8 protein-coding genes are annotated in these 13,229 nt (G+C 65.5%); 6 read left to right on the forward strand and 2 right to left on the reverse strand.

Annotated elements, in window-relative coordinates:
* The first annotated feature begins 1,790 nt into the window (after nucleotides 1-1,790).
* Both NHH88_21095 and fhuF read left to right on the forward strand, forming a co-directional pair.
* Nucleotides 1,791-2,903 (forward strand): alpha/beta fold hydrolase, encoded by a 1,113-nt coding sequence (locus NHH88_21095; GenBank protein USX12183.1) that lies wholly within the window; start codon nucleotides 1,791-1,793, stop codon nucleotides 2,901-2,903.
* Nucleotides 2,904-3,270: 367 nt separating this feature from the next.
* On the forward strand, nucleotides 3,271-4,032 hold the full coding sequence (gene fhuF / locus NHH88_21100; GenBank protein USX12184.1) for a siderophore-iron reductase FhuF: 762 nt from the start codon (nucleotides 3,271-3,273) through the stop codon (nucleotides 4,030-4,032).
* Here the strand turns inward: fhuF and NHH88_21105 are convergent.
* Both NHH88_21105 and NHH88_21110 read right to left on the reverse strand, forming a co-directional pair.
* On the reverse strand, nucleotides 4,020-5,768 hold the full coding sequence (locus tag NHH88_21105; GenBank protein USX12185.1) for a cyclic peptide export ABC transporter: 1,749 nt from the start codon (nucleotides 5,766-5,768) through the stop codon (nucleotides 4,020-4,022). The two genes, fhuF and NHH88_21105, sit on opposite strands and share 13 nt — an antisense overlap.
* A gap of 45 nt (nucleotides 5,769-5,813) precedes the next feature.
* Entirely contained in the window at nucleotides 5,814-8,228 is a 2,415-nt protein-coding gene (locus NHH88_21110) for a penicillin acylase family protein (protein USX12186.1), read from the reverse strand.
* Nucleotides 8,229-8,454: 226 nt separating this feature from the next.
* On the opposite strand from NHH88_21110, the gene NHH88_21115 reads away from it, so the two are divergent.
* The 4 genes from NHH88_21115 to NHH88_21130 all read left to right on the forward strand — a co-directional run bounded on the left by NHH88_21115 (nucleotide 8,455) and on the right by NHH88_21130 (nucleotide 13,157).
* The gene (locus tag NHH88_21115) at nucleotides 8,455-9,756 is read left to right on the forward strand and encodes a lysine N(6)-hydroxylase/L-ornithine N(5)-oxygenase family protein (GenBank protein USX12187.1); all 1,302 of its coding nucleotides are present in this window, start codon (nucleotides 8,455-8,457) and stop codon (nucleotides 9,754-9,756) included.
* 37 nt (nucleotides 9,757-9,793) lie between these two features.
* Nucleotides 9,794-11,275 carry a diaminobutyrate--2-oxoglutarate transaminase gene (locus NHH88_21120; GenBank protein ID USX12188.1) on the forward strand — a complete coding sequence of 494 codons (1,482 nt, stop codon included), beginning with the start codon at nucleotides 9,794-9,796 and terminating at the stop codon, nucleotides 11,273-11,275.
* Nucleotides 11,276-11,466: 191 nt separating this feature from the next.
* On the forward strand, nucleotides 11,467-11,958 hold the full coding sequence (locus NHH88_21125) for an RNA polymerase sigma factor (GenBank protein ID USX12189.1): 492 nt from the start codon (nucleotides 11,467-11,469) through the stop codon (nucleotides 11,956-11,958).
* Nucleotides 11,955-13,157: a FecR domain-containing protein gene (locus NHH88_21130; protein USX12190.1), complete on the forward strand. Its 1,203-nt coding sequence runs from the start codon at nucleotides 11,955-11,957 to the stop codon at nucleotides 13,155-13,157. The genes NHH88_21125 and NHH88_21130 overlap by 4 nt, the downstream gene beginning before the upstream one ends.
* Nucleotides 13,158-13,229: the final 72 nt, after the last annotated feature.

Raw genomic sequence — 13,229 nt, forward strand, 5'->3', positions numbered from 1 at the left:
CGGACCGGAAAGCTGACATTGCTCTCTCACTTTTTTTGTATTTCCAATTCGAAACTGTTACTCTTCCATCACTTAACACAGAGAGAAGCAAATGCCATTTACCCAATCAGTCAGGACAGAGTTGTGTGACGAAGCAGGATTGAGGTGTGCGGCTCCGCATTGCAGGGCTCCGACAGGCCGGCCAGATTCACAAAGTCTTACGATGCGCAACGGGGGTGACGCCGCGCATATTTGTGGAGAGAAGCTTGGCAGCCCTCGATATAATTGGCTTCAAACCGATGGTGAACGCGGTAATTCGCATAACGGTATTTGGCTCTGCCCATCATGTCATCGAATGATTGATCGATTCCCTAGTGTTTATTCGGTAGAGCTTTTATTTGATTGGAAGGCGCGAGCTCAGTCAGATCAGCAGGCGGAGTTTCTACAACCGCGTACTCCCCGGGGAACATACGACACTGAGGCAGAATTGCGTAAAGCGCGGATTTTCTTAGATAGTCATAGAGAAACGGTTGGAGCACTTATCTGGCTGTTGGCAGCTACCGCCAGGAATCCATCCCAAGGCCCGAATCCGACAGCTGAGGTGACAAATGACATCTCTTCGCTAGCGCGGAAGGTTGGACTACGACGTGGAGTGCACTACTGGGACAACACGAGCCCTGATTGGTGTTTCGCTCCGGAGCTTCACTACAAGCAACAGGAGCTAATGCGCTTAGTCGACATCATAAACCGATTGCCGGCATTCCAACTCTTCCCTCAGAACCGGTATATTGGACTTGGGAAGGTCAATGTCCCAGGTCAAGATCCACGCTATGCTGACAACCAAGCTCTCGCGATTGCTGCGTACTGCGAATTTTTCCGCTGGTTTGAAGCATCGCTAAGCCGAATTTCGATTGCTTAGTTTATCGGAGGATTCATGGGTAGGAGAACAGTTGTCCGGTTTGATATGCCATTCAGTGTGCGGCTCGCCTCGAAAATCGCTGTCCGATTGAAGAGAATACTTACAATGGACAGGAGTCACCAGAATTACCGATTCTCTCCCCTAACCATTGGGCACGCCCAAGTTGCAGTATTTGCCCTTTTACTGGACAGAAAAATATTACGACGACTATGTTAATTCGGATCCCTCCACATCGAAACCAAACAAGAGCCTATAAATAAGAGCCGTCGAGCAATCTGATCTTGCCCCACAAGGGATGCCGCGAATGTGGACGATTCATGCACGTTTCATAAGAGAAATCCGAAAATTTTGACAGTCATAATCTTGGCCCACAAGGCTGCGTCGATGTCAAATTCGTACTCGCAGCGGCAGTCGCTAATCCCGTCAACTCTAGGTAGCACTTCGTGGCTCGCTAAACCTCGTGGAGGTACGGGACAACTCTCAACTTTAGCTACAACGGCGATTCCGTCAACTTCACAGTTTGGGGCACTGTGCGAGCAACTCCGATGATTTGACTACAGCAGCTCAAAATACAGGTTTCACTGTCACTAAGTGCGCGCATAACGCGGCCTTACAATGATGCTACAGATAAGTAGACCACGAGCATGGCGCAAGATTAACTGCACGGAAAATTGGCGTAAGGTGATTAGAAGAAAATATGTTTATCTGGCTTAAAAACTTGAAACACAAATGGACGCGGCAAAAAAACGGCTCTGTATTCATACGGCCGACGCTGCAGGGTAAGCCAATCTGGAGCAAAGACATGGCCTTGTTGAGGGAACTTCAGCAACAGGAAGCGAAGAAGCATCAAGCAAAATAGGAAATTTTCGCGGACGAGAAAAAGGAAAAAAACATGCTGAACCAACTTCAACCGGATGTGTGCAGGCTGCTTGACCTGGTGCTTAAGATACGGACCTTCGATGCCACGTTGGCCCGAACCTCCCACTTCTTTGCCAAGCTCGCCGAACAGTTTGCGCCTCCTCGCCGCGCTTGCATCGCTCTATTGCTGAGTACCCTACTCTGGGCACCGATGGCGAATGCTGACGATATTGTCAGAATTACGCGCCAACCCGGCCCCGATTGCCAAGCCCCCTGTTCCCGCGTGGCCGTCGTTTTCTTTCATGGATTGAATGGCTCGGCGGAAACGTGGAAGAATCCCGACACGAAGAAAGAATGGCCTAGGCTGCTCGCCGAGGACCGCAACTTCGCCGGCCTGCTCGACGTATACACTGTCAGCTACGATAGTTTTCTTTTTGCAGGCAATCCCAGCTTTACACAGGTCCTGAAAGAAATGAGCCGTCAGCTTGATGACCTGCTGTTCCAAAAAAAATACTCCAAGATTGTCCTTGTGGGTCATAGCTTGGGCGGCAACTTTGCACGCGCCTATCTCCTCCATGTCAAGTCCGAGTACGGTCATATCCCCTTGTCCGCTTTTCGCCTGATGTACACGTTGGGCACCCCAATCAAAGGTTCGCAATTGGCCACCTTCGCGCGGTTTCTCACTCCAAACCCTCACCTACGTGTGCTGCTGCCTCTGCCGATCAACGACTTTCAGCAAAAGCTAGAGATGGATTGGACAAGCGCGTTGAATAAACAATTCCGGCACTTTTGCGACAAAATAGAAGTGCACTCAGCATATGAAAAAATCGCGACGCTGCCAGTCGGCATCATCGTCCCACGCGACAGCGCAAGTGCGGCTGGAGATTACACCAAAGGGTTCGATCTAGATCATGGTGGCTTGGCCAAGCCACCCGATACACAGGCACTAATCTATAAGTGGGTGGCCTCCGGATTACACGCGTGCGTCATAGGCGAATCTGCATGCACTGTGCGAAACGAATATCCAAACTGCGGTCGCGAACCGACCGCCTTCGATCCAAACCGCGGCCTGTACCTTTGGGATGAAGCGCTGCGAGCGTCCGTTCCGCCAAAACGCGAATTGCCCGAAGACCTCCAAGTGAGATGAACGGCTACAACTCGACCGCTGCCGTCCAAAAGCTCAGACAAGGCGTCATCGTCGTTACCACGAGCTAAAGCTTTATCGCAATTCCGTGTAGGGCATGCCCCAGAGGCAACTCGACGCGTAACTAACCTTCCAATCCTTGCGCCAGTCGTTCACCAATCTGTTCAGCAGAACGCCAAGATTCTAGGTACTGAATATCATTTCCTTGTTTGTGTGACGGCTTTTGGCTGCGGATGCTACCGGTCGCCAGTCGGACATCGTGTATCAGGTCAAGTATGACCAGTACAGTTCAGCCCCCCCACCCTAAACACCCCGCCGCCTGGCGCGTCTTGGAAGAGACATCAACACGACGCTCTTCCACGGAACCCATGTGATACCGATCCTGGCCCCCCTGTTTCAAGGGCCGTTGGCCGAACTGGCCGACGCCCTCTCGCTGGCCCCGGCCATGCCGGCGCACGCGCATGCCGCCACCGGCTTTACCGACGGTTCGCCCCTGCTCGACGACAGCCTTCGCCGCTTCGCCGCCCGCCTGCAATACCACGGCGACGACCTGCGGCCGGTCGCCTCGGCATGGGCCATGGCGTACACCGGCGCGCTGCTGCCACCGGTCTGCGCGGCGGCCACCTTGCTGGGGCACGTGTTTCCCGTCGACGCCGGCCAGACCGCCGTCAGCCTGGCGCCGGACGGCACGCCGACCGTCTTTCACATCACATCGGAAGGCGCGGCCATGCCGGCCGCCGACACCGCCGCCCGCTACACGCCGCTGGTCTGGCTGCACCTGCTGCCGCTGTTCGACGCCCTGAGCGCCCATACCCGCCTGCCTAAAAAGATCTTGTGGGCGAACATCGCCCGCCAGCTGCTGGCGATCTTCGAGACCGCCGGGCAACTGGCGCCGGGCATGCTGCGCTTGGATGCCGACCGCGACCGGCTGCTGCACGCGCCGGCTTGGGACGCGCCGGCGCGGCCCAATCCCCTGTTCGGGCGCGATCGCTCGGTGGTGCTGCGCCGCGATGGCGCGGCCGTCACCCATCGGCTGCACCGCCAGTGCTGCCTATACTACCTGCTGCCCGAGCCGGGCTACTGCGACGCCTGCCCGCTCGACCCTGCCCTGCGGGCGCCTCAACAAACCTGACCGGCCAGTGCGTCGGCGGGACTGGCGTCGCCAGCCAGGTCGCCCCCAGCCCCGGCGCCGGCCTGCGGCGGCTGGCGGCGGTCCTCGACGATGTGGCCGCCCGACATACGGATCACCCGGTCGGCCAGGTGGAAGTAGCGGTCGTCGTGCGAGATGGCGATTACCAGATGGCCCTTGGCGCGCAATTCCGGCAACAGCTCCGTGTAGAACAAATGGCGGAAGGTCGGGTCCTGGTCGGCCGCCCATTCGTCGAACACCAGCACCGGGCGTCCTTCAAGATAGGCGTGCACCAGCGCGAGCCGCTTGCGCTGACCGGTCGACAGGTCAAGCGTGCTGAACACGCCATCCTTCAAGCTGACCTTGTTGGCGATTTCCAGCCGCGCCATGTATTCCAGCGCCGCCTCCGCCACTAGGTGAGGGCGGCCGTCGATGCCGCCGGCGAGCACGTTGTCGAACAGGTAGAAATCGGCGAACACCGTGGTGAACAGCTGCCGGTAATCGTCGCGCCCCTCGTCCGTGACGACTTGCCCGTCCACCAGAATCTCCCCTTGCCCCGGCCTGTACAGGCCCAGCAGTATCTTGATCAGCGTGGTCTTGCCGGAGCCGTTGTCGCCGACAATAAAGACCAGCTCGCCACCCTGCAGGCGCAGATCGACCGGGCCCAGCGCGAAGCCCGGGTCCTCCGGGTTCTGCGGCGTGAACGCGTACCGCACGCCGCGCAGTTCAATGCTGGTCGACATGCCCACGCGGCGCGCGGGCTGGTCCAGATGCAGGTGCGGCTCGGGGTTGGTGAAGCGCTGCGACAGTTCGGCGATCCGCTGGAACCCCACCTTGGCGCGCCCCACCTCGGGCAACATGCCGATGATCTGGTCGATCGGCCCCTTCAGGAACAGCAGCACCAGCACGAAGCCGCTCAGCGCCACCGGTTCGACCGGCCGCACGGCCGCCCATCCCAGCAACAGGGCGATCAGCAGGAAGTACAGCGCCGAGCCATAGGCGGCAGCCAGCACGTAGGTGTTGATGGCCTTGCCATTGACGTCGCGGATGGCGTCGATGGTGCGCTCGATCTGCCCGTTCAGTATGCGCGCGCGCCGCTCGCGGTGCATGCGCAATTCCTTGGCGCCCTCGCTGATATCGCGGTAGGCCTTGTGCAGTTGCTCCTCGTGTTCGCGCGCCTTCCAGAAACCGGCCACGCCTTTGGATTGGGCGTACAACTGGATCGCCGAACCCAGCACCAACGCCGTCAGCAGCATCGCCAGCAGCGGCGGCGACAGATACGCCAGATACGCCAGGCAACCGAACACCGTCGCCACCGACACCATGGTGGTCGCCAGCACGAAGATGACGTCGCTGATCATGTCCACGTCCTGGGTCAGCACCGGCATCAGGCGGTGGGTCTTGAAGCGCTCGAGCGCGTCGATCGGCGCCGACAGGATTTTCCTGGCCAGCGACTTGCGCACTTCGGCCACCAGCCGCTGGCCGACATGGTTCATGGCGATGTGGGACGTGGCCCGTCCCGCCAGCGCGACCAGGCACAGCCCGCCGAAGAAGAGCGCGATGCTCCACGACATGCCGCCGGGAAGGTTGAGCACTTGGTTGATTGTCGCCAGCAAGGCCACCGACGCGATACTGGCCACCGCGCCGGTCAGCGCGGACAGCACTATCCAGGGCAGGAAGGGACGCAGCAGCGGCAGCAGATCGCGTATCCGGCCGCCTTCGTTGTTTGAATTTGTCATGCTTTACCTCGTGTCATCGTGGAATCATTGGATGCGGCACGCCCGTCAAGGGCGCAGTACCGACGTGCTCAGGTGCGGATCGCGCAGGATGTCGTCCTCGCGGAACGGGAAGGCGAGCCAGTCCTTGCGCGCATAACGCGCCACCGGCCCGCTGCCGGGGCCGCCGCGCACGGCCCGCTCGTCCTGCCCGTGGGCCAGCAAGGTGCGCGCCTCGACGCCGCGCTGGCCGAACCGGACGATCTGCAGGTAGCTGTTGGCGACCACGTTCGGCCCCAGCCCCAGCTCGCCGACGTCGGGACAGACGGTGGCGAAGTAGCCGACGTCGCCGCAGCCGCCGTAGATGGGCCAGCGCTTGCCGCCGCTGCGCACGGCGCGCCGCGTATCGGCGGCCTCGTCCAGCGCAACGCCCCGGGCCGTCAATGACATTGCGGCGGCGGCCAGCGCCTTGGCCGCGACGCCATCGGCGGGCCGGGGCGCGGCGGGCGTGCGCAACGGCGCGTCGGCCGAGAACGCCACGGTGAACAGGTCCTTGCCGGCGCCCTTCTCCAGCTCGCGCCAGAAGGTTTCCCACAACAGGGCGCCACGGTCGCCGACCTCGCCGGTGTTGCCCCAGACGCGCAACACGGCGCAGGCCCGGGCCACGTCGGCGGCGGCCGACGTGGCGTCGCCGCCACAGGCCTGGTCGAGCAGCGGTTGCTTGTACTGCTCGGCGGTGTAGACGCGCGCGCTCAGCACATCCCGCGCCGCCCATGTGCCCAGCTCGGCGGCGGAGCCGGCCCCGCGCCGCGCCAGGTCCAGCGCCAGCTCGTGTCCCAGACGGCCGCGAAAACTCAGCGCCGTTCGCTCGTCGCCCTGCAGCGCGGAATATCCCTCCAGCGGCTGATGGACGTTGGACAGCCAATGGCTGTCGTTCATGTTGGCCACATAATCTTCGCGCAGCAGGCTGGGCAGGCGCTGCGCCGGCATCGCCCCCGGCTGCGCCGAGGCGGCGTCGAGGCGCCACTCGCAGGCCGAGCGGGTGCCGTCGAGCACCGGCGTGCGGGGATCGAGCCCGGCGAACGCGGCCGCCAGCGGCGCGGCGCAATCGCGGCGCAGGTCGTCGGGCACGTTGGGCACGGCGCCGATATCGGCGTACCAGACACGGCCGTCACCCCGTCCCACGGCCAGCGTGTTCACCCACGGCATGGCCGCCTCGCGCCGCTGGATGGCCATGAAGTCGTCCAGCGAGGCGGCCCGGTCCCAGGCCAGGAAGTTTCGGAAGATGCGCCAGTTATCGCCGTTGACGTCGCGCACCGCCATCGCGCGCTGCGCCGACCAGGCCAGCGCCGGATGCAGGCCGCGCAGATCGACCACCGGGCCGAAGCGCGACGCATACAGGGTGCGTCCGACCTGGCGCGCGCCACCGTCGGCATCGCGCACGGCGACGGTGACATGGCGCTTGCTCAGCGGCGTCGACACGCCGTCGACCAGATAGCGCTCGGGATCGGCGGGATCGAGCGCCAGTTCGAACAGGCCGAAGCGCCGGGTGCGCGACACCGTATGGCTCCACGCCACGTTGTCGTTAAAGCCGATCATCACCAGCGGCACGCCGAGAAAGCCGGCGCCGGCCACGTTCAATTGTCCGGGGATGGTCAGGTGCATCTGGTAGAAGCGGTCCGGCCCGCCCCAGAACCAATGGGGATTGCCGAATAGCAGTGCGCCGTCGTCGCCCGTCGCCGCCCGCCCCCAGGCGATGGCGTTGCTGCCCAGTTCGGCTTGCGCGCCGAGGTTGTTGGCCAGCCGGGCCTGCAGCGCGGCCACGTCGGCGGCGTCGGCCACCCGTTCCGAGGCGGGCCTGGCGTTGACGATGTCCGTCATGAAGTGGCCGTAGCCGGCCATGACCTGCGCCGCGTACAGCCGCCGGTAAATGTCGGACGGCGCGATGTCGCGCACCCACGGCTCTTTCAGGCAGGCGCGGGCGGGGTGGCGCGACGGCCGGGCGCGCGCCTCGCGCAGCAGCCGGTTGTAGCCGTCGGCGTAGCCGGCCACCAGCGCGGTCAGCTCGGCCGGCTGCGCTTGGCGCATCGTGGCGACCATGTCCTCGTCGGCGAACGCCTTGAAAAAGAAATCCGCATCGATGTTCTTCGGCCGTCCCATGCTGGAGGCGCCGGGCAGGCGCCGCTCGGCGCCGAAGTACCAGGCGCGCTGCCCCGCGTACGTGACGAAGGCGTCGGCCAGGGTGCACAGCGCGTCCTGCGCCTGCACATAGCCCACGCCGAGGCCCAGCTCGCGCCAGTCGCCGGCGCGGATGTGGGCGACGCCGTCGGTGGTGCGGCGGATTTCGACCGCGCCCGGCGGCGCGGCGGCGCCGGCTTGGACCGGCGACGGCAACCAGAGCGACAGCGAAAACAACAACAGCGCGCACATCGGCGCGACGACGGCGCGGCGCGGCGGCGGCTGGATGGAACGTCGACGATGCATAGGCGTGATCCTTTGACGAGGGATTGGGGACGACCACGGGGGACGGCGAAGCGCCGCCTTCTGTTCCCAAGGCTCCATTCCCAAGACGCACCCGCGCCGCGCTTGTTTAAGCCGGCGCGACTAAACAGATGCGCGCGGACGCCGTCCTGAGGGGGTGGCCGGTACATGCCGGACCTGACGCTCTATAACCATTTACAACCAGTATCGTTTTCGTGGGGTTTTTCGAATGCACATTCACGACTTGATTGGGATCGGCTTCGGCCCGTCCAACATCGCGCTGGCCATCGCCCTCCAGGAGGAACGGCAAGCCGGGCGCCGCCACGTCGATGCGCTCTTCCTTGAAAAGCAGGCCAGCTTCGCCTGGCATCCCGGCATGCTGCTCGACCATGCGCACATGCAGATCTCCTATCTCAAGGACCTGGCCACGCTGCGCAACCCGCGCAGCCGCTACACCTTCGTCAACTATCTTCACGAGCACGGCCGCCTGCCGGACTTCATCAACCTGAAAACCTTCTTTCCCAGCCGACGCGAGTTCAGCGACTATCTCGGCTGGGCGGCGCGGCAGTTCAACGACCGCTGCGTCTACGGCGAGGAGGTGGTCGAAGTGCTGCCCGAACACCAGCAAGGCGCGGTCGTCGCGCTGCGCGTGCGCTCGCGCGACGCCCACGGCGGCATGCACGAGCGGCTGACGCGCCAGCTGGTGGTCGGCATCGGCGGCACGCCCAGGCTGCCCGAGTGCTTCGCCGACGTCGCCGGCGATCAGCGCGTGTTCCACTCGAGCCGCTACCTGACGGGCATCGCCGCCAACCGCCACGCCCGCACCATCGCGGTGATCGGCGCCGGCCAGAGCGCCGCCGAGATCTTCGTCGACCTGCACAACCGGCCCGAACCGGCGCAGATCGACATGATCATGCGCGCCCGCACCCTCCATCCGTCCGACGACAGCCCGTTCGTCAACGGCGTCTTCAACGCCGAGTTCACCGACTACATCTTCCGCCAGGACGACGCCACGCGCGCCGGCCTGCTGTCGGAATTCCATCGCACCAACTACGCCGCGCCCGACCTGGCGCTGATCGAGCAAATCTACAAGATCTTCTATGAAGAGCGCGTGGCGCGCGGCGACCGCCACCAGCTGCTGCGCCAGCACCAGATCGGCGCCGTGCGCGCCCGCGCCGACGGCATCGAGCTGGTGATGCGCGACGAGCAGCGCAACAGCGACCTGGTGCGGCGCTACGACGCCGTGGTCCTGGCCACAGGCTACGGGCGGGAGCACCACCGGCGCCTGCTCGCCGAGCTGGGCCCGCACCTGGGCGGCTTCGTCGTCGACCGCAACTACCGCCTGCAGGCCGGCGCGGCGTTCCGGCCGGCGATCTTCCTGCAGGGCGCCTGCGAGGACACGCACGGATTGAGCGACACGCTGCTGTCGGTGACCGCGCTGCGGGTGCAGGAAATCATCGACGCCCTGCCCGTGGAGACGGCGCCGGCGGCCGCCGACGCGCAGCCGCGCCGCGCCGCGCTGGCCGGCTGACGGTCGCCGCTTCGCCCATATCACACACGGAGAAACCATGGACCATCTCAACATCCACAGCAACCAGGCGCTGGAGCGCGAGCTGGCGCGCCGGCACGCGGCGCTGTCGCAGCCCTACCAGCTGACCCCGCACGCCATGCTCGAGAGGCAGGCACGCCAGGAATCGAGCGCGCGCAGCTATCCGCGCCGCCTGCCGCTGGTGCTCAACCGCGCAGCCGGCATTTACGTCGAGGACATCGAGGGCCGCGTCTTCATCGATTGCCTGGCCGGCGCCGGCACCCTGGCGCTCGGCCACAACCACCCGGCGGTGGTCGAGGCCATCATGGCCGTGCTGCGCGACGGCACCCCGCTGCACACCCTGGACCTGACGACGCCGGTCAAAGACCGTTTCGTGCAGGACCTGTTCGACGTGCTGCCGGCCGGCTTCGCGCGCGACGCCCGCATCCAGTTTTGCGGCCCGACCGGCGCCGACGCCATCGAGGCGGCCGTCAAACTGGTCAAGACAGCCACCGGCCGCGGCACCATGCTGGCCTTCCAGGGCGCCTACCATGGCATGACCCAGGGCACCTTGCAGCTGATGGGCAGCTTGGGGCCGAAGACGCCGGTCAACGATACGCTCACGGGCGTGCAATTCCTGCCTTTCCCGTATGACTACCGCTGCCCGTTCGGCCTGCGCGGCGAGCCCGGCGTGCGGGCCAACCTGGCCTACCTGCAAAGCGTGCTGCAGGACCCGGAAGGCGGCGTGCCGCTGCCGGCCGGCGCCATCGTCGAAGCGATCCAGGGCGAAGGCGGCGTCATCCCCGCGCCGGCCAATTGGCTGGCCGGGCTGCGCGCGCTGACGGCGGCGGCCGACGTGCCGCTGATCCTCGACGAGGTGCAGACCGGGTTCGGGCGCACCGGCCAGATGTTCGCCTTCGAGCACGCCGGCATCCTGCCCGACGCGATCGCCCTGTCGAAGGCCATCGGCGGCGGGCTGCCGCTGGCGGTGGTGGTCTACCGCGACAAGCTCGACGGCTGGAAGCCCGGCGCCCATGCCGGCACCTTCCGTGGCAACCAGTTGGCGATGGCGGCCGGCTCGGCCACGATCCGGCTGCTGCGCGCCGAAGGCCTGGCGGAGCTGGCCAACGTGCGCGGCGCGCGCCTGTCCAAGGCGCTGGACCAGCTGCGGCAACGCTATCCGCAGATCGGCGACGTGCGGGGCCGGGGCCTGATGCTGGGCGCCGAGATCGTCGACCCGGACGCCGCGCCCGACGCCCAGGGCAATCCGGCGGCGGCGCCGGCGCTGGCCCTGGCGATCCAGCAGGAATGCCTGCGACGGGGCTTGATCATCGAGCGCGGCGGCCGCCACGGCTGCGTGATGCGCTTCCTGCCGCCGCTGATCATCACCGACCGGGAAATCGACCGGGTGGCGGACATCTTCGGCGCCGCGCTGCATGCCGCCGTGGCCGCCGGCGTCGACGATGCCGATGATTCCGGGAATGCGGCGGGTAGCCGGAAAGTGCTTTCCATGATAGGATAACAACGCCCTCATCCCGCCAGATGCCGAGCGGGCGGCCCATGCGCGCATGGCCGCCGTTCGTTGCATATGCCCGGCTCGCCCCCCGAGCCCGGCCTGCGCCAGCCACATCGCCACCGTAGCGAGCCTGGGAAAGGCAGGGTTCCCCGGCCGCATCGCGTCCGGGGTGGCTGGTTCTGTGGCCGGGACGGATTGTGATCACGCATTATTACCGAGAACTGTTTAATTTTTGCCTGCGTAAAGTCAGGGACCCCGACCTGGCCGCCGACCTCGCGCAGGAAAGCTACGTGCGCGTGCTGACGATGGAGCAATCCGGGCAGGCGATCCTCGATCCCCGTGCACTGCTGCGGAAAGTGGCGGTCCACCTGAAGATCGACATGGACCGCCGCGCCGACATCCGGCGCCACGACGACATCGACACCCTGGCCGAACCGGACATGCCGGTGCAGCCGGCCCACCTGCAGCCGGAAGAAGTGTATTCGTCCTCGCAGGCTGCCGAGGCGTATCTGAAGGCCATCGAGCAACTGCCCGACCGCTGCCGCGAGGCGTTTTGCCTGTACGCCTTCGACGATCTGTCCAACAAGGAAATCGCGCGCCACATGGGCATCTCGCTCAGCATGGTCAACCAATATATCGGACGGGGCAAGCTGGCCTGCGCCGCCTGCCGCGCGGCGTTCGAAGGATGACCCTCCCGCCCTCCTCCACCGGCCAGTCCGGTCCGCTCAGCCCCGACGACATCGCCATGAACGAATCGGCCGCCCGGCTGCGCGCCAGCGATCCGGTCGACGTCGCCGCCATCGCCTGGCACGGCCGCCGCGAGCAAGGCCTTGACGCCGATGACGAGGTGCAGTTCCGCCTGTGGCTGGCGGCCGATCCGGCGCACCGGGCGGCGTTTTCCCGCCTGGACGAGGGCCTGCGCGCGCTGCGCGCCCTGCCGGCGGAACGCACCGCCCACCTGCGCGCCCGCCCGCAAGCGCAAAGCGGGCCGGCGGCTTCGACGGCCGCTGCAAGGCCTGCTGCGCCCCCTGCTGCAACACTTGCTGCAACCCCTGCTGCAACACCCGCTGCCCCGCCGCAGGCGCGGTCCGGCTTGGGCGCGCGGCTGGCCGCCGCGCTCACCGCGCGCCCGGCGGCGCTGGCGTTCTGCTGCGTGGCGGTGCTGGCCCTCGGCGTCGGGTGGCGGCAGTGGTGGCGGCAACCGACCTTCGAGCACGTCTACACCGCGCAGCGCGGCCAGCTGCGCGACGTCGTGCTGCCGGACGGCACCCGGCTCACGCTCGACTCCGGCACGCGCGTGGAGGTGACCTTGTACCGCGACCGCCGCCTGGTGCGCCTGCCCGAAGGCCAGGCGATGTTCGGCGTCGCCCGCGACGCCGCCCGGCCGTTCACCGTGCTGGCCGGTCCGGCCCGCGTGACGGTGCTGGGCACCCGCTTCGCCGTCCGCTGCCGGGACTGCGCAGGACACGCGGCCGTGGTCGAGATCGAGGTCGAGGAAGGCCGGGTCGGCGTGGCCCGTGCCGGCCTCGATGGCGATGCCGGCGCCGGCGCCGGCAAGACGGCCCAGCTGCACGCGGGCCAGTTCGTCCGGGTGTCCACCGCCGCCGGCCTGGGTGCGGTCGCCGCCGTCAACCCGGGCGGCATCGCGCCCTGGCGCAAAGGCCTGATCCGCTTCGTCAGCACGCCGCTGGCCGAGGCGGTGCGCGAATTCGAGCGCTACGGCGCCGTCAACCTGGTGGTCTCCGACCCCGAGGTGGCGTCGATGCCGATCGGCGGCAGCTACCGGGCAGCCAATCCGGCCGCCTTCGCGCAGGCCCTGCCCCATATCCTGCCGGTCAGGCTGGTCCGGCGCGCCGACGGCAAGACCGAGGTGGTGCGCGCAAAATAATCGGCCGCGCGGGGTGTACATTTTGGCGGGTCGTGCGTCTTAGTTAGTAATGAGATCAGTAATGAGATTGAT

Source organism: Oxalobacteraceae bacterium OTU3CAMAD1, from assembly GCA_024123915.1.
Classification (GTDB): domain Bacteria; phylum Pseudomonadota; class Gammaproteobacteria; order Burkholderiales; family Burkholderiaceae_D; genus Rugamonas.

Excerpts from the sequence above, each read along its gene's own strand:
- NHH88_21095 (USX12183.1), top strand. The coding sequence starts at position 1,791 with ATGCTGAACCAACTTCAACCGGATGTGTGCAGGCTGCTTGACCTGGTG.
- NHH88_21105 (USX12185.1), bottom strand. The coding sequence starts at position 5,768 with ATGACAAATTCAAACAACGAAGGCGGCCGGATACGCGATCTGCTGCCG.
- NHH88_21110 (USX12186.1), bottom strand. The coding sequence starts at position 8,228 with ATGCATCGTCGACGTTCCATCCAGCCGCCGCCGCGCCGCGCCGTCGTC.
- NHH88_21115 (USX12187.1), top strand. The coding sequence starts at position 8,455 with ATGCACATTCACGACTTGATTGGGATCGGCTTCGGCCCGTCCAACATC.
- NHH88_21120 (USX12188.1), top strand. The coding sequence starts at position 9,794 with ATGGACCATCTCAACATCCACAGCAACCAGGCGCTGGAGCGCGAGCTG.
- NHH88_21130 (USX12190.1), top strand. The coding sequence starts at position 11,955 with ATGACCCTCCCGCCCTCCTCCACCGGCCAGTCCGGTCCGCTCAGCCCC.